A 15,853-nucleotide genomic window follows, 5' to 3' on the forward strand; every position below is an offset into this window, starting at 1 on the left:
ATGCTCGAAACATCGCTTTACAATTACCTTGCCGCTGAGACCAATATCACAGCCATAACCAGCACCCGAATTTATCAACACTTCAGGGACCAAAACGCAGCGCTCCCTGCAATCACGATCCGCACGATTAGCAAACCGCACATTCATAACTTGAGCGGTAGCGCTGGAGCATCACGGGCGAGGGTGCAAATAGACTCTTGGGCCGCTGATTTGGCCACCTGCTTGAGCCTCGCTGAGGAAGTTAGGCAATCATTACAGGGATTCAGGGGCGATATGAGCGGAACCACTATAGGTTCGTGCCTGCTTGATAATGAAGTTCACTTGCACGAGCGGAATGATGGTGAGCAGTTCGGCACCTTTCATATTGCCAGTGATTTCCTGATTATCTTCGATGAGGAAATACCTTCGTAGCTCCATAAATAACTTCACAATCATTTGTGAGGTTATTAAATGGCAGTTGTAAAAGGAATGGGAACCACGATTAAGATGGGTTCCGATGTTACGGCACAAGTCTTGAGCATTAGCGGGCCTGCGTTTAGCTTGTCTGCGATTGATGCCACCAATTTGGCAAGCACCTGGAAAGAATATGTTCCGGGCATCCATGATATTGGCGAGCTTACTTTTGAAATTCAATACAATGCGGGCGAAACCACGCATGCAGGTTTAACTACAGCCCACATTGCTAAGACAGTTAGCACTTGGACTCTGACATTCACGGACACGGGCGCTGCTACGTGGGCCTTCAGCGGGTTCATAACAGGCTTTGAACCGGGCGGAATGGAAGAGGATGGAATTGTAACTGCATCGGTAACGGTTCAGGGTACAGGTGCGATCACAATTACTCCGTAGGATACTACCATAGAGCATGAGTATTAAACAGCAAATCCTAGCTGCCAATGATCTGCGGCTAGAAAAACTTGAAATCCCTGAATGGAATGTCAACTTGTGGGTGCGTGCGTGGGATGGTTCCGCACGCTCACGGCACGAGGACAGAGCAAGGGCATTATCAAAGGGAGCAAGCACCCGATTCCTGCGAGAACATATCGTTGCCATTTCGGTATGTGATGAGGAAGGCAGGCTTGTCTTTGATGAAGACAAAGACCTTGAAGCGCTCAGCAAAAAGTCTTCTGCGATCCTTGATCGGATCGTGGCGGCGGCGCTCAAGGTGAATGCTATTACTGCTGATGATCTGAATGATCTAAAAAAAAGCTAGAACAAGATCACTTCCGCAGGTTCATACTGAGGCTGTCTCGCCATTATTGCATTCCCCCTCGCAGGCTGCTTGAGGAATTCAATGGCTATGAAATCTCAGAGCAGATTGCCTTTGAGCAAATCGAACCGCTGCCGGATTTCTATTGGATGAATGCCATGAACTGCGGGATTACTGCGCAGGTGGCAGGCTGCAAGCGGGTTCGCATGGATCGCTTCATGCCCAATTATAAAAGCGCCGCACAATCGCCCGATGAAATGCGGGCGCTGCTTGGTTCCGTGCTTGGCTTTGCTAGATAGTGCATGGCAACAATCGGCAACATTATTATCGGCATGAAGGTATCAACAAAAGGTCTCACTGCGGGCCTTGGCTATGGTATCAAACAGATAGCTAACTTCGCTCAAAAGGTTCAAGGCTCAGCAGCCTTTGGCGTGGTCACGGATCAATTATCAAACGTGGCGCATGCGCTCACGGAAGTTACTAAGGCTTCCTTCGATCAAGTGGATTCAGCGAGTGAAGCAGCAGGCCGGATCGGCACGAGCGTGAAATCATTCACGCAGCTTCAGTACGCTGCCAAGATCACAGGCTCAGATATTGAGGGGCTGGAAGGTTCCATGCTCAAGCTCAATGCCTTGCTCGCCAATCCTTCGGATAAGGTTACAGAAACGCTACAGGCAATGGGCCTTGATGCCGCCAAACTAAAAGATCAAGACCCCTCAGAAACCTTCAAACAGATTGCAACGGGGGTTTCTGAGATAGAAAACCCTGCGGACAAAGCAGCCGCAGCCATTGCATTGTTCGGGAAGTCTGGCACGCAGTTATTAAACACGCTCAATGCGGGCGGGGATGAAATTAATAAGCTTGCCGATGAAGCTGATAGGCTTCATGCGAGCGTGAGCGATATTGATGCCCGCAACATCGGTGAAAGTTCCGATGCAATGGATAAGCTCGCCTTCGCTTGGCAAGGGCTAGGGAATATCATCGCCGCAGAAGTAGCCCCATTCATTACGGAAGTTATAGAAGCCTCGCTTCAATGGCTCACTACTTCCGTGGACCTTTCCGAAGTGGTTGCAATGGGATTTGGTTTCATTGTGAAGGCCATCGGGGTTGTTCTCGATGTTCTTCATACGCTCAAGCTCGCCTTCCTTGGCGTGCAGGTGCTAGTAACGAAGATGATACAGGGCATTGTCATCGGGTTCGGATACTTGGCCAAGGCTATCGATTGGGTAGTGAGCAAGGTATCGGGCGCTGAGATGCAATTCGGCACCTTCATGGACACGCTAAGCGAGGACTTGAGCAATCTTGCTGATGGGCAATGGAAGAACCTGCAAGATGAATTCACCAATGCAACACCGGGCGAGAAACTAAATGAATGGTTTGAAAGCGTGCGGGACAAGGCACGGCAAGCGGGCACGGAGCTAGGCAAGAACAAAACCAAGGTTGATGCTTTGGCTGAATCCACCAATAAGCTCGTGGAATCTATCAGCGATCTTGAGGACAAGCTCAAGTTAGAAATTGATACCTTTGGCATGAGCAGCGATCAGATTGATATTTTCAAACTGAAATCTCAAGGTGCTACGGATGACATGCTTGAGGGTGTTATCGCCTTGCAGAAGAAGCTCGAAGATATGAACAACATGAAAGAGTTTGAAGACACGATGAAGGCCGATGCGGCGGCGATCTTTGAGCAGACACGCACGCCCCTTGAGCAATTTGAAGAAGAAGCAGCGAAGCTACAGCGGTTATTGCTTGGCGGTTTCCTAGATCAAGACACCTTTGATCGGGCGATGCAGCAGGCCAAGGACAAGATAGAGGGTGAACCTATTGATATGCAGGCCAATATCAGCGGATTGGTGGAAAAAGGTTCGCAGGCTGCCCGTGATATTGTTCTGAAACATCGGTTCGGAATGGATGCTGCTAAGGACAATGTAGCGAATAAGGCATTGAAGGCGCAGGAAGAACAGCTTGATCGGTGGGATGTTGCTATTCCTATCCTGCGTATGATAGCCAAGCCAGCGCCTGAGAATCTGATTAACATCGCCTAAATATGGCATGGGAATAGTATCTGTAGCGTTGCAGTCACGTAACTGCTCGATCAATGAGAAGTCTGAACCAAGCTACTCGCATGTTTACTTGGTTCGGACTGACAACAAACTGCAAAACCTGCCAAGCATTCGCAGCGCTCCCGGCATCGCTATAGGTGATTCATACTTTGATGATAGTTTCGCCGGATGCAATGGGGTTGATTCTCAGCCTTATGGTGAAGATGGTTTCTGGCATACCGTCACAGTGAATTGGGGGCCTTGGCCTGAACGGGAAGAAAACCCGCTCAATGAACCCACGCAGGTTGAATGGAATCTATCTCAGTTTGAACTTGAAGTAGAAAAAGACCGCAACGGCAAGCCAATAGTAAATGCTGCGGGGATGCCGCCACGGGACATCCTCACGAAGGATGATAGCAGGCCGATCCTTACAGTGACTCACAATGAAGCCAGCTTTAATGGAGCGCTCGCATATTCATACCGTGATACCGTGAACCGGGCGGCATTTTTTAATGCTCCTCGTGGCACCGTGAAGGTTATGAACATATCAGCATCCCGCCAGTTCTCACCGATCTGCGGTTTCTTCTATCAAGTGAAGTATGAATTCGCCTTCAATCTCGATGGCTGGGCGAAGGAATTTCTAAATTGCGGCACGCATGAACTTGATGCCGGAAAGCTCAAGCCCATTTTAATAAACGGCAAGCCTACTGATGAACCCGTGCCGCTGACACGAGCAGGGGCGAAGCTCCCCGCAGGCGCTGCACCCGTGATGCTGAAATTCGATGTTTATCACGAGGCTGATTTCGGAGCTTTTAACTTGGAATAATATGGCAACATTCAATGACCAATCAGCGAGACGAATTGCAAAAGCGGTTCGCATCGTAGAAAAACTAACTAAGAATAAGGGCGGTTTGCGTAGGCCCCTGCACGGGGGCGAGGGTGGATTCTGGGCAAAGATCGGTGAGCGTGAAGATAAACGCTATAGCTGGAAACAGGTTCACGCTGTTGATGATGACAAGCTAGAAGAGGATGAAGAAAACTTCGCTTCCGGTGACAAGGATGAAGAAACCGGATATGCAATTGAGGCGATGGAAAAAAAAGACGTGCCAGAGGATTCTATCGTATGGCTACAGCCCGGCATCACAAAGGATTACTATGTCTTCAAATATTCTGATGCCGTTCCCGGTCTCATTCGCTTTCAGCTACAGGAAGATTTAACATTAGGTGGGCATGCACGAGCGATCCCGCTCAAACTCTCTCACCCTTCAAGCTCATACATTGCCGATGATGATGCTGATGAGATAGAAGTTTATGATATTTTCCGCCGCAACTTCAGCGGAACAAGCATTGAAGGCATCGCCTCGCCCGGTATGTGGGCAGGTTTTCAATATATGTGGGGCTGGGCGCAGCAGCGAACCGGCAGCACCGATTACGTGGACAGTGGCGAATCGGAAAGCACAAGCGATGATGAAAAAAGAGTCAAATATGATATTGTTTGGATGGAGCAAATCGCTGAACGTATCATGTTCATGACAACAGGCCCAGTTCATAGCGAAGGTGGCGGGTTAGCAGTAGAGGCTCAAGTAATCAGGTTTGATGGCCAAGGTATCAGCCCGGTAGAAGTGATTGCCAATGATGAAGAGGATCATATCACGATTCACGTTCCCTTTTTCTTTCAGGACTCGCTAGGCAGCAATGCTTATGGACTCGCAGAATATGATTACAGCGAGCGGAAGTATTACATAACGGAAGTAATGCGGGTTGCAATCTTCGCTACAGCTACGATTACTGAGAAGCTTTGCGGGGATGAATTCCCTTCTAATGATGTTGACATCAGCGGGTTTAGCATCATCCCGCACGGGTGGCATCAAATGAACCCGCCTGCCACGCCAACAAAGGCGCAGAATTCCTACGGGCACGCAGGCCCAAGCGGTTCAAAGGTTCTATTACTGCGGGTTGGCTTAGACTCACTTCCTATAGATGGTGACAATGACAGCCAGAAATATCGCTGGGAAATTGTGAACATTTACAAGCGGCAAATGAATGTCATCTTCGATCTGACATGGGGTTTGAATGATGATGTAGAAATGGCGGTTCAATACAAAGAACGGGTTTGCCGCATGGAATGGTGCGATCCAGACACGCCAGAAGCATGGCAAACCCTCGTCACCGCAAAGAATTGCGATGGCACGGAGGATTAGTGGCGCTTGTATTGAGAAATGATGGCAGCTTGTTATTAAATCCGCATACGGGCGGGTTAGCTTTTGGCGTGCCGATCCTTGGGGCAACAAACGGAGTTTATCAAAATTGCTGCGGCGGCAAGTGTGACTGCATGTGCAATACGTTGCCTAGCTCGTGGACTCTGGAGTTTTATGATTGCACGGAAGAATGCACCTGCTTGAACGGCATGACAATAACGGTGGATCGTGGAACTACAATTACAGGCGGAATAGAAAATGATTGCGCTGGTTATGTCAATGGCAGCCCGTATATCTGCGAGGCGGGAACGGGACATATCAAGTGGGTTGGCTGCCACATGGATAATGGAGCTTCGGGAATCTTCACGGTATCAATGCGGATAAATTCGGATCAAGTGTTTTTTGGAATTCCTACTTCCACTTGGCCCGGTTATTATTTTCCGTTTGGAACCTACCCAAATGATCCAGCGAGGGACGTGCATTATCAAGATTGCTTTACCCCTGGAACCATTACCGTTGATGGTTACTTGCTTTACTTCGCCTTCGATTTCTTGCACTACGGATTTACTGTTGATGTCACTCCGCACCCATAGGATTTTATGAATTGCCAATATGTTGAAACATCGCCCCCTGATGAGAAAGGGAAACGCACGGTCACTTGTTCGGTTTGTGGTTTCAGCCTGAAAACCCGCTCGCTGCCAGAGAATTGCATAAGGGCATGCGGGCCTGCACGCACAGCGCCCGCACGAATGCAAGGCTGCAAAAAGTGCGGAAAGAAAAACTTGCCTGAATCATAAATAAGGCATGGCAAATCTAATCGTATGCAATGAAGGTGAATTAGTAATTACAGGCTGGGCCTTGCGGGATACCAGCGTCACCGATGATATTAAACTCAAATTGTTCAAGAACAATGTCACGCCATCGGCAACAAGCACCGTTGCTACGTTCACGCAGGCGGATTTCACAGGGTATTCTGCTAAATCCCTCGCTCGTGCAAGCTGGACAGCACCAAGCACGGTATCGGGCAAAGCTTATCTTTCCTATGCCGATCAGACTTGGACCAATGGCGGTAGCTCCCAAACGGTTTACGGGTACTATGTGACCACTGCTGATGATGCTACTTTGCTTTGGGCAGAGCGGTTTGATACCCCAAGATCGGTAACAACAACTACCATGGTATCGCCAAAATTCACGGGAGCTTCTGAAGCCTGATAACTAAATAAAGGCATGAAGACAACAGTTGCCTTATTAACCGCTCGTGGCGCTCAGGTGCCATCGGGTGAAGAAGCCCGCATTGAGACAGTAACGATTAGCGGCGCTGATCGTAAAGTTCTTTCCTACGATACTACGCAGTATGCAATCTATACCGTGCCTTATTGGCCAGATATTTACCTTGGCACGGGCACGCTCAAGCTAGAAATCGCAGCCTATACCGATGGCACGGATACCACGGCAGTAGGCTGGAGCGTGCAAGTAGAAGCCATAACCGCTGCCGATGCTGTTAATCTTTCTTCCGCCGCATCATTCGATACAGCAAATACAGCCACGCAAGCAGCACCGGGCACGGCAGGAAGATTATTCCTAAGCACGGTTACACTTTCCAATAAGGACAGTGTTGCCGTTGCCGATTATGTTCGCATTAAAATTGTTCGCTCCTCAGATAGCAATACCGATACAGCGAAGGTTGTGGGCATCACGCTTTATGAAGAAACCACGCAGGTAAATTTCGGGCAGGATGCGCTTAATGACACGTTTATTAACACGCCAAGCAGCGGGCAATACCTTCGCTACAATGGCTCACAATGGACCAATGAATACGCTTCGGGAATAACAGGTGCTACAGGCCCGCAAGGCCCACAAGGAAGCTCGGGCGCTCAAGGGGTACAGGGAAGCCAAGGACATACAGGCGCTCAAGGCTCAGCGGGTATGGCGGGTTCACAAGGTAATCAGGGACATACAGGCCCGCAAGGTTCGCAGGGTTCGCAGGGCTCAGGATCACAAGGTTCACAAGGTTCGCAAGGCAGTCCCGGTAGTCAAGGCGCTTATGGTGGTGTCACTTCTCACTGGTATTGGGATTCAGATACTTCAGCGCCGCCAGCGAATAACAGCCTTGCGTTTAATAACGGAACCTTCGCAAGTGTTACCTCTGTCATGCTTCATGATCTGAATCAGACTGGCGTGGACTTGAGCGGGTTCGTTTCCTCGCTTGTTGTTGGTGACAAGATTCGGGTTTTCGATGTTAATGATTCGGTTTCTAAGTTCTGGCTTGGAACTATCACGAGCATCACGGACAACAGCACCTATTACAGTTTGGGCGTTACCTACATTGCTTCCGCTGGCAACTTCTCAAGCACCAGCCTCGCAGGTTTTACTATTGCGATGAAGGGCGCTCAAGGCTCACAAGGTAGCGCAGGTGTTCAAGGTTCCCAAGGCGCTCAAGGCCCACAAGGGGCTGCCGGTGGTGGTACTGGCGGGGGTAGCCAAGGCCCACAAGGTTCTCAAGGCTCACAAGGTAGCGCAGGCGCTCAAGGTAGCCAAGGTGCTTATGGTGGCGTTACATCAGATTGGAACTTCTCCACGGAAGTTGACCCACCACCGGGAAACCAGCAAATGAGATTTAATAATGCTACGCTCACAAGTGTCAGCACCATTTTCATCGATGACCAGAATTCAGCGAATGTGGATATGAGCGGATTTTTGGGTGCGTTCAATACTGGTGACTGGGTAAGGGTTTTTGATGTAAACGCATCAACCACAAATTTCTTGATTGGCATAGTAACGAATATTGTGGACAACTCGGGCTATTTCTCATTCAGCGTGGCCTATGTAGCGCATGCTGGCAGCTTCGCATCAGTAACAAAAGCAGGATTCACAATTGCACCGATTGGGCCAAGAGGGGCCACGGGAGCATCGGGTTCATCAGGAGCAGCAGGAACTTCATACACTGATGAGATGGCGCAGGACGCTTGCTTTAGTAATATCCAGGCAGGCCAAGGTATACAGGCGAATTACGCTGATGCAAGTAATGTTTATCAGCTTTCCGTTGATGTGGCGAAGTCCATCACGTTTGATTCAAATTCACTCGTGCTAGTAAATGATGAAACCAGCCCAAGCGCAGGCAAATACTATGGCACGGGTTCGCAAAGCTCCACCAAAGGCTGGTATACGTTGCCAGAGGGTGGCGGCGGTGGTGGTTCACCTACGGCAATCAATGATATTGCCGATGCTACGGGTGCAGGTGCCGTTGAACTTGGCTCAAACTCGTGGACATTAAACGTAGCTTCTGGGGTACAGGCGCTTAATGTAACAACTAGCATGGGCGCTGCTGATGTTCAAATTCCTGCGGGCAATTTGGTTTTGGGCCAATCAGGTAGCAATCTCGGCATTGCTGCAAGTTATGTTTCTATCGGTGCAGGTGGTGCCTATGTTGGTTTCAGAGGGGTAACTCCCGTTGCTTTGCCAACTATGCCACTGAACAGTGATACAAGCGGTGCAGCGCTGCAAACCACGATCAATGCGATTTTAACCGCATTGAATGCACAGGGCATCATCGGCATAGACATCTAGGAGATTCATGAGCTATTACGTTCCGCACCTGTTTGATGAAGGCGATTCCCTCGTGTCATACGTTGATGAGATGCACGGGGGCATTGTCTGGGGTGGTGTCTTTGATGATCCCGGTGGCATTGTTTGGGGTGGTTTCCCGCTTCGCAAGCGCAGACGCATAACCATACCCGCAGGAACAACATCAGAGGATTTATATTCCTTCACAGTGTTCGTTTATCACAAAGACTTGGAAGGCGAGGACAACGTGCAATTCGAGGATGCAAATTACAATCCTCTCCCCTTTGGTTTTCGTGCTGATGGTACTTATACGGTTCACTTGGACACGATCACGAGCGCCCAAGACACGATATTTTATGTTTACTATGGTGAGGAATAATGAGTACCTGTTGCCCAAAATTTCCGGTTACTAATGGCGGCATCCTCTGGGGTGGGTCCGCCCGGTATCGTGTTGCTGATGATGCCTATGATGGCTACGAAATGGTCCAGCCATTGAATGAAACCGCTACGGGTGCTGCTGGTGATTATCAAGATCGCACGATTCACGATCTTGATGGGCGTGGCGGGGATGCTACCGATCCTGATTTGGTGCCTGATGTTGATGATGGGGTTTTCTGCCTTCCCTCGCAGCACTTCGATGGGCGGCAATTTATCACGCTCGATTCAGACAACATGATTACCACGCAGCCCTTTGCCGTGAGCATGTGGGCCAAAGTAGAAACCTATTACAAGCCTCGCAGGTTTTTTTCTCGTGGCAACTTTGCATTTGGCTATGATTTCCTAAACAGGCTGGATGCTATTTGCTACACTGCGGACATGCCGGACGATGATAAATTTTGCACGGGTAGCACAGCGCTATCACAAAACCAGTGGTATCACGTTGCGGCGAATTGGAAACCGGGCACCGGAATGAAAGTATTCTTAAACGGTGTTCAAGATGGCTCAAAGGCGATTAGCGAAACCGAACTAGCGCCCGCAGGTGCATCATATTTGTCTCGCTTTGGCGAACCCGGTAGCAGTTCAATAGAGGGTAACTTGCAGGAAGTCCGCTTGCATCCTCGTGAGCGATCCGCAGCGTGGTTTCTCGCTGAATTTGAGAACATCTGCGATTATGAAAACTTCCTTGAGTTTTCAGGTGAAGAAAATTCTAGCTGGCACTAACTGCCCGTGGACAAGCCCGCTCCCGCAGAGCATATTCGCTCCCTTGGTTTGTTTTGTTTTTCTAACACAGGGAGCGAATCGAATGGCTAAGAAACTGGCAGCGGGCGAGATGAGCAAGCAAGAACAAGTCATGGAATTCTTGAAAACTCATTCAGATTTAACAGCGAAGGAAGTGCAGGAAGCGCTTGCTAACAAGGGGGTGGAAGTTAGCATTCCTACGATTCACGCAGCGAAGCAGAAAGCGGGCCTTGTGAAATCGAGAGGGGGCGAAGCTCCTGCGAAGCCCGCTAAGGCTGCGAGCAAGCAAATGGACTTCCCGCCTGTAGCTGCGAGCGGGGGAATGGGCCTTATCAAGACCGCTTCGGACTTCGTGAAGGCTGCGGGGAGCGTACAGGCCGCACAGGAAGTTCTGAAATCGCTGGAAACCTTCGGGAAGTAGAAACCCCGCTCAGCGAAGCTTACAGAGCCTCGCAGGAAGCCCCTGCGAGGCTTTTTTCGTATCTTCCTAGCCCTTGAAAACCCGATCAATTTTCACGGTTAGGGGTTGGCGCTCAAGAACAATAAACGCAGCCGTGTTCGCAGCCGCGATAGGCGTTGATGCTATAACGAAAATTAACGTCCGGGCTGTCGTTCTCGCGAATCAGCGTGCCGGCTTGATCGGGCAAAAACTCCGTTTCTACTTTCCGCCGTTCGCCAGGCAGATAATCATCCTCGGCGAACCCGTGCTCGTGATCGGCTTCCTGTCGCGAGTGCTCGAAACGATTCGGCGGACTAACCGTGCTGCCGCGAGCGATGAAGTGAAATGGAGTGTCACTGTCCATTCGAACAGTATACGCATGGCCACTAAACAGATCAATCGCGGTTGCGACTGTCGGCATCGTTGCCGTAACTTGACCGAGCTAGAGTCCGTCTCCCGAGTAAGTTTTCAAAAATCGACCCGAATTGCGGCAGCACAGCATTTCGTTAGATGGCTCAAAACAAATATTCCCACGCTCCCCCGGTCGTTGGCATCGTGCTTCTTTGCCTGCCGCTCATTTATCTCGGCAGTTACCTTTGCCTCGTGTGTCCGGCATATAGCCACCATCCATTTCTTGGCGAGATCAACTACCGCGGAAAATGGAGGGGAGCGGCGAGATTCTATTGGCCGCTCGAACACATCGATCGTCAGCTTCGGCCTGATTTTTGGAGCCCATACGCAGACGAGGAAATGCTAACCATCGATTTCGACGACTAGTGAGGGAAGCTTGCCGCTCCTCATCTTGACGATCCCGCCACGTGTCCGTTAGCAATGGTCGCATGCTCTTAGACATCACCCCTCTCCGGGTCTCGCGCGATTATCGGCTGCTGTTTTTCGGTCAGTTGATTTCTTACTTCGGTTCGATGATGACCTTCATCGTCGTGCCGGTGCAGATGTTCAAGCTGACCGGATCGAATGCCATGGTCGGCTATATTTACCTGGCCGAGTTCGTGCCGATGGTGATCCTGGCGATCATCGGCGGTGCGCTGGCCGATGCTTTTGATCGGCGGCAGATCTTGCGAGTGACCGAGATCGGGCAAACACTGGCGACTGCCTTGTTGCTGGCGAACAGTTGCCTCGCACAACCGCAGGTTTGGGTGCTATTTGTCGCGGTGGCGCTGCATGCAGGGTTCGCAGCCGTACAGCGGCCGGCGTTTGAGTCCTTCATTCAAAAGGTGGTCCCGCCCGAACACATGCCGGCCGTCATGGCGCTGAATGCGGTGCGTTATTGCCTGGGCGCCATCATCAGTCCTGCGCTCGGTGGAATTGTCGCAGCACAATACAGTTCGACCGTTGCCTATGGCTTTGATGTGACAACGTTCCTGGCATCGCTCATTGCAGTGTTTTTGCTAAGGGCCGATCCAAGTCGCGAGCATGCCGATCGGCCGTCGCTGCAGGCCACTTTCCAAGGCTGGTCGTACGCGCTCAGTCGTCAAGAGTTGCTCGGCACCTATCTCGTCGACATGGCGGCCATGTTTTTTGCAATGCCGCAGGCGCTCTATCCGGCGCTTGGGAAGATCTATGGCGAGCAATATGTCGGTGCGTTTCCCGCCGCGATCGCCACCGGTGCTCTGGTGGCGAGTTTAACCTCCGGCTGGACTAAGCATGTGCATCGCCATGGCTTGATGATCACTATCGCCGCGGTGCTGTGGGGCCTGGCGATTGTCGGCTTTGGATACATGACGAACATTTGGCTCGCGCTCGGCTTTCTGGCGCTGGCTGGTTTTTGGGATGCGATCTCGGGGATCTTTCGGGGTTCGATTTGGAATCAGACGATTCCGAATTTTCTGCGAGGTCGTTTGGCGAGTATCGAGGTGATTTCGTATCTCGCGGGACCGATGCTCGGAAATGCCAAGATGGGCGTGGTCGCGGAAGAATTCGGTGTGCCGACGGCGATAATTTCTGGCGGCCTGATTTGCGTTTTCGCAATCTTGATATTGGCCCTGCTCTTGCCGAAATTCTTGCGTTATGACGGACGCGAAGGAGTCAAGCAAAAGGAAATTGAAGAAGCCAATCAAAGCGGGGCGGCGGCGGAGATGAATCTGTAGGCTGCTAGGCTTTTTTCGTGGCGCGAGCTATATTTCCGGTTGCTGGAAGCCACTTTTCTCCTCGCGCTCGCTTCGCGCCGGGGATTGTTATTCCGAGCGGCCCCGCGTGGCTGCTCGTGGGACGTCAACCTCTCCGCCTGCCCAGGTCCATCCGTTTTCCCAACGGCCAGCGGCGAGCTTCTGTTCTGAGGAGATTTCACATCATGCGTGAGCACGTGTCTTTGCTGCGACTTCATCGGTTCTTGTTGTGTGCAGTGGTAGCCCTCGCCTGCTATGGCTTGGCCGTGGGTGACGAAGGTTCGAAGCCGCGAAAAAAAGACGAAGGCAAACCAGAACAGAAACAGCCGGCGAAACCAGAGAAGGCTGACAAGCCAGAAAAAAAGCCGGAGAACAAAACCGAGAAGCCCGAGCCAAAGCCGGAGAAGAAAGTAGACAAGAAGCCCGAGAAGGTCGCGGCAAAAGAAACCGAGCACGCGCCGATTTTGAAAGCCATTGACGCCTTTGGCGATGCGTTTAATTCGCACAACGCGGCGAAGACAGCCGCTTGCTGGGCAAGCGATGCAATCTACACCGATCGCAGTTCGGGCGACCGAATCACCGGGCGCGAAGACATTCAAGCTGCGTACGCCGATATCTTCAAGCGGCGGCCGAAGGTCGAACTCTCGGCGACCATTCATTCCATTCGCATGATCACGGCTGACGTCGCCCAGGTCGAAGCGACCGTGACGGTGCGCGACAAAGGCGACGATGATGCGGTAGCCACCGACTTCTCGGCGATCTTCAAGCAGGTGAAGGGAACCTGGCTGCTCGACAGCGGCGTGGAAACCGAACTCGACCACGCGGCGACCATTCAAGACAACCTGGAAGAGCTCGATTGGCTCGTCGGTGAATGGCACGATGAAGGGACGACCGACGGCTTGAAGGTTCGCAATGTGTTTCGCTGGAACTCGAAGCGGACCTTTTTGATTCGCTCGTACCATGTCGAAGAAGGGGACGAAGTTGTTCGCCAAGGAACGCAGATCATTGGCTGGGATCCGGTGAACGAACGAATCCGCAGCTGGATCTTCGGCAGCGAAGGTGGATTTGGCGAAGGCTTTTGGGTGAGCGAAGAGGACGGTTGGTTGGCCACGCTCAGCGGCACGATGCCCGACGGCAGCAGCGCGATCGTCACGCAAGTGTTTAAGAAGACGGGTGAAAATTCGATGACCAGTCAGCTGGTTGGGGCCGAGATCGACGGCGAACTGCAGCCGGCAAAACCGGTAGTGAAGATGAAGCGAATTGTGACTGAGGAAAGTAAGTAGTTCGCGATTGGTCATCCCCATTCAATCTTCGCAGGTACCTGATATGTCCTATTACATTCGTTTCGCAGCGGTAGCTGTGCTGATAAGTTCTCTCTCGTTGACTGCCAACGCCGGCGGCATTCGCGGCGGTGGTGGAGGTGGCGGCGGAGCCCGCATGGGCGGTGGTGGTGGCGCGCATATTGGAGGTGGCGGTGGCGGCATGTCGCGTCCATCACCGAATATCAGCAGGCCTTCGCCAAACATCAGTCGGCCGTCACCCAACATCTCGCGCCCTTCGCCGAATATTTCACGGCCCTCGCCGAACATCAGTCGCCCTAGTCCACAAATCTCGCGGCCGCAGCCGTCGATTCATGATTTCAATCGGCCGACGACTCGACCGGGTGGCGGCGGCGCTTCGTCGTTGCCCGATTTCGGTTCGCGGCCTGGAAGCGGCGGCATTGCCAATCGGCCTTCGCAGCCATCACGGCCGTCGATCGACTTCAATCCCGGCGGTAATCGCCCCGGCGGTGCAACTCGGCCTGGTGGCAATCATCCATCGAACGGCAACGTCGAAGATTTCCTCGGCATTCACGATCGTCCCTCGACGCTGCCCAGCCGACCGGGCGCGGGTGGTGGTGGAATTCAACGCCCCACGCCGTTGCCGAGTTTTCCCGGCGCGGGTGGCTCCGGTACACAACGGCCGATCAACCGTCCTGACCATGGTGACTTCCGCCCTGGTCACGATACCCGGCCGGGCCAAGGCGGCGGCGGTGTGCAACGACCAACTCGTCCTGGCGAAGGTGGTGGTGGAGTGCAACGGCCCACGCGTCCCGGTGAAGGTGGCGGGGGCGAGCGTTGGCCCGATCTGCGACCGGGCGGTGGCGGTGGTGGCGGCAACAACAATCGTCCGAACCGGCCCGATCGTCCGATTAACATCGGCGACATCACCAACATCGGTCATCGTCCGGGTTGGGCGAATCTGCGGCCGAACGACATCAATGTCATCAACAACAATATTAACAACGTCGTGAATCGACCCACGATGAACAACTGGGTCAACAATCATCCGAACCGCTGGAACCACTATCAGAATTGGGGCAACGGCATCGCGAATCGCTGGCCCGGTTATCACAACGGTTGGTTCAATAACAACTGGTGGCACAACCATCCGTGCAATCACTGCTGGTGGCACTATCAAGGTTACTGGCCGTATCGCCCGTGGAACTACTGGTGGCGTTATCCGTCGTGGGGCCAGGTAACCAATTGGTTCCCGAGCTACGGCTGGGGCGGCGGCACGTTCTACGACTACGGCTCGGGGGGCAACGTTGTCTATCAAGACAACTCGGTCTACATCGACGGCCAGCAGGTGGCGACGAGCGCAGAATATGCGCAGAGCGCCGCGACTCTCGCCGCGGTAAATTACCCGGCCGAACCGGATCAAGCCGTGGCTGCCAAGATGGAATGGTTGCCGCTGGGAACTTTTGCCATCTCGAGCGGTGAGAATGACAAGGAGACGACGAAGACGATTCAGCTCGCGGTGAACCAGGACGGCGTCGTGTCGGGAACGTATTACAACCAGCTGACCGACAAGACGTATCCGGTGCAAGGCAACGTCGATAAAAAGACGCAGCGCGTGGCCTTCACTATCGGCAGTAACAACGATGTGGTGATGGAGACCGGTATCTTCAACCTGACGCAGGACACCGCGCCGGCGCTCGTCCATCACGGCGTGAATCAGACCGATACCTATCTGCTGGTGCGGTTGGATGCTCCTGAGGAAGAGTCGAAAGGCACGGATTTACTGCCGTAACGGTTGTAACATCTGTTTTTGCG

General features: G+C 52.2%; 17 protein-coding genes. 16 read left to right on the forward strand and 1 reads right to left on the reverse strand.

The window, feature by feature from the left end; genetic code table 11:
• The 13 genes from gp17 (at window position 1) to M9Q49_RS19150 (ending at window position 10,614) form a co-directional block, all read left to right on the forward strand.
• Window positions 1–411, forward strand: coding sequence for a tail completion protein gp17 (gene gp17 / locus M9Q49_RS19090; RefSeq protein WP_254510419.1), 411 nt, complete (start codon window positions 1–3; stop codon window positions 409–411).
• Between the two features lie 39 nt (window positions 412–450).
• Window positions 451–849, forward strand: a complete 399-nt coding sequence (locus M9Q49_RS19095) for a phage tail tube protein (protein WP_254510420.1) — start codon at window positions 451–453, stop codon at window positions 847–849.
• 16 nt (window positions 850–865) lie between these two features.
• Window positions 866–1,213: a hypothetical protein gene (locus M9Q49_RS19100; RefSeq protein ID WP_254510421.1), complete on the forward strand. Its 348-nt coding sequence runs from the start codon at window positions 866–868 to the stop codon at window positions 1,211–1,213.
• A 146-nt stretch (window positions 1,214–1,359) separates the two neighbouring features.
• Window positions 1,360–1,509: a hypothetical protein gene (locus tag M9Q49_RS19105; RefSeq protein WP_254510422.1), complete on the forward strand. Its 150-nt coding sequence runs from the start codon at window positions 1,360–1,362 to the stop codon at window positions 1,507–1,509.
• A 3-nt stretch (window positions 1,510–1,512) separates the two neighbouring features.
• Window positions 1,513–3,255, forward strand: coding sequence for a hypothetical protein (locus M9Q49_RS19110; RefSeq protein WP_254510423.1), 1,743 nt, complete (start codon window positions 1,513–1,515; stop codon window positions 3,253–3,255).
• A 7-nt stretch (window positions 3,256–3,262) separates the two neighbouring features.
• Window positions 3,263–4,078: a hypothetical protein gene (locus M9Q49_RS19115; RefSeq protein WP_254510424.1), complete on the forward strand. Its 816-nt coding sequence runs from the start codon at window positions 3,263–3,265 to the stop codon at window positions 4,076–4,078.
• Between the two features lies 1 nt (window position 4,079).
• Window positions 4,080–5,453, forward strand: a complete 1,374-nt coding sequence (locus M9Q49_RS19120; RefSeq protein ID WP_254510425.1) for a hypothetical protein — start codon at window positions 4,080–4,082, stop codon at window positions 5,451–5,453.
• Window positions 5,453–6,043, forward strand: coding sequence for a hypothetical protein (locus M9Q49_RS19125; protein ID WP_254510426.1), 591 nt, complete (start codon window positions 5,453–5,455; stop codon window positions 6,041–6,043). The genes M9Q49_RS19120 and M9Q49_RS19125 overlap by 1 nt, the downstream gene beginning before the upstream one ends.
• 211 nt (window positions 6,044–6,254) lie before the next feature.
• Entirely contained in the window at window positions 6,255–6,662 is a 408-nt protein-coding gene (locus M9Q49_RS19130; RefSeq protein ID WP_254510427.1) for a hypothetical protein, read from the forward strand.
• A 15-nt stretch (window positions 6,663–6,677) separates the two neighbouring features.
• The gene (locus tag M9Q49_RS19135; protein ID WP_254510428.1) at window positions 6,678–9,017 is read left to right on the forward strand and encodes a collagen-like triple helix repeat-containing protein; all 2,340 of its coding nucleotides are present in this window, start codon (window positions 6,678–6,680) and stop codon (window positions 9,015–9,017) included.
• Between the two features lie 7 nt (window positions 9,018–9,024).
• On the forward strand, window positions 9,025–9,393 hold the full coding sequence (locus tag M9Q49_RS19140) for a hypothetical protein (RefSeq protein WP_254510429.1): 369 nt from the start codon (window positions 9,025–9,027) through the stop codon (window positions 9,391–9,393).
• Window positions 9,393–10,175 (forward strand): LamG domain-containing protein, encoded by a 783-nt coding sequence (locus M9Q49_RS19145; protein ID WP_254510430.1) that lies wholly within the window; start codon window positions 9,393–9,395, stop codon window positions 10,173–10,175. The genes M9Q49_RS19140 and M9Q49_RS19145 overlap by 1 nt, the downstream gene beginning before the upstream one ends.
• Before the next feature lie 82 nt (window positions 10,176–10,257).
• Complete coding sequence (locus M9Q49_RS19150; RefSeq protein ID WP_254510431.1) at window positions 10,258–10,614, forward strand: hypothetical protein; 357 nt, start codon at window positions 10,258–10,260, stop codon at window positions 10,612–10,614.
• A 112-nt stretch (window positions 10,615–10,726) separates the two neighbouring features.
• On the opposite strand, the gene M9Q49_RS19155 is transcribed toward M9Q49_RS19150, so the two are convergent.
• A complete protein-coding gene (locus tag M9Q49_RS19155) occupies window positions 10,727–10,996 on the reverse strand; it encodes a hypothetical protein (protein WP_254510432.1) in 270 nt (89 codons plus the stop codon).
• Window positions 10,997–11,471: 475 nt separating this feature from the next.
• On the opposite strand from M9Q49_RS19155, the gene M9Q49_RS19160 reads away from it, so the two are divergent.
• The 3 genes from M9Q49_RS19160 (at window position 11,472) to M9Q49_RS19170 (ending at window position 15,830) form a co-directional block, all read left to right on the forward strand.
• Window positions 11,472–12,740, forward strand: a complete 1,269-nt coding sequence (locus M9Q49_RS19160; protein ID WP_254510433.1) for an MFS transporter — start codon at window positions 11,472–11,474, stop codon at window positions 12,738–12,740.
• Between the two features lie 203 nt (window positions 12,741–12,943).
• Window positions 12,944–14,041: a YybH family protein gene (locus M9Q49_RS19165; protein ID WP_254510434.1), complete on the forward strand. Its 1,098-nt coding sequence runs from the start codon at window positions 12,944–12,946 to the stop codon at window positions 14,039–14,041.
• Window positions 14,042–14,084: 43 nt separating this feature from the next.
• On the forward strand, window positions 14,085–15,830 hold the full coding sequence (locus tag M9Q49_RS19170; protein ID WP_254511894.1) for a mu-protocadherin- cell-suface protein: 1,746 nt from the start codon (window positions 14,085–14,087) through the stop codon (window positions 15,828–15,830).
• The last annotated feature ends 23 nt before the right edge of the window (window positions 15,831–15,853 follow it).

This window comes from Anatilimnocola floriformis, from assembly GCF_024256385.1.
Lineage (GTDB): Bacteria > Planctomycetota > Planctomycetia > Pirellulales > Pirellulaceae > Anatilimnocola > Anatilimnocola floriformis.

Coding starts and splice junctions, on each gene's coding strand:
- M9Q49_RS19145 (WP_254510430.1), top strand. CDS start 9,393: ATGAGTACCTGTTGCCCAAAATTTCCGGTTACTAATGGCGGCATCCTC.
- gp17 (WP_254510419.1), top strand. CDS start 1: ATGCTCGAAACATCGCTTTACAATTACCTTGCCGCTGAGACCAATATC.
- M9Q49_RS19155 (WP_254510432.1), bottom strand. CDS start 10,996: ATGGACAGTGACACTCCATTTCACTTCATCGCTCGCGGCAGCACGGTT.
- M9Q49_RS19135 (WP_254510428.1), top strand. CDS start 6,678: ATGAAGACAACAGTTGCCTTATTAACCGCTCGTGGCGCTCAGGTGCCA.
- M9Q49_RS19115 (WP_254510424.1), top strand. CDS start 3,263: ATGGGAATAGTATCTGTAGCGTTGCAGTCACGTAACTGCTCGATCAAT.
- M9Q49_RS19100 (WP_254510421.1), top strand. CDS start 866: ATGAGTATTAAACAGCAAATCCTAGCTGCCAATGATCTGCGGCTAGAA.
- M9Q49_RS19095 (WP_254510420.1), top strand. CDS start 451: ATGGCAGTTGTAAAAGGAATGGGAACCACGATTAAGATGGGTTCCGAT.
- M9Q49_RS19160 (WP_254510433.1), top strand. CDS start 11,472: ATGCTCTTAGACATCACCCCTCTCCGGGTCTCGCGCGATTATCGGCTG.
- M9Q49_RS19165 (WP_254510434.1), top strand. CDS start 12,944: ATGCGTGAGCACGTGTCTTTGCTGCGACTTCATCGGTTCTTGTTGTGT.
- M9Q49_RS19150 (WP_254510431.1), top strand. CDS start 10,258: ATGGCTAAGAAACTGGCAGCGGGCGAGATGAGCAAGCAAGAACAAGTC.
- M9Q49_RS19170 (WP_254511894.1), top strand. CDS start 14,085: ATGTCCTATTACATTCGTTTCGCAGCGGTAGCTGTGCTGATAAGTTCT.
- M9Q49_RS19120 (WP_254510425.1), top strand. CDS start 4,080: ATGGCAACATTCAATGACCAATCAGCGAGACGAATTGCAAAAGCGGTT.
- M9Q49_RS19130 (WP_254510427.1), top strand. CDS start 6,255: ATGGCAAATCTAATCGTATGCAATGAAGGTGAATTAGTAATTACAGGC.
- M9Q49_RS19110 (WP_254510423.1), top strand. CDS start 1,513: ATGGCAACAATCGGCAACATTATTATCGGCATGAAGGTATCAACAAAA.
- M9Q49_RS19140 (WP_254510429.1), top strand. CDS start 9,025: ATGAGCTATTACGTTCCGCACCTGTTTGATGAAGGCGATTCCCTCGTG.
- M9Q49_RS19105 (WP_254510422.1), top strand. CDS start 1,360: ATGAATGCCATGAACTGCGGGATTACTGCGCAGGTGGCAGGCTGCAAG.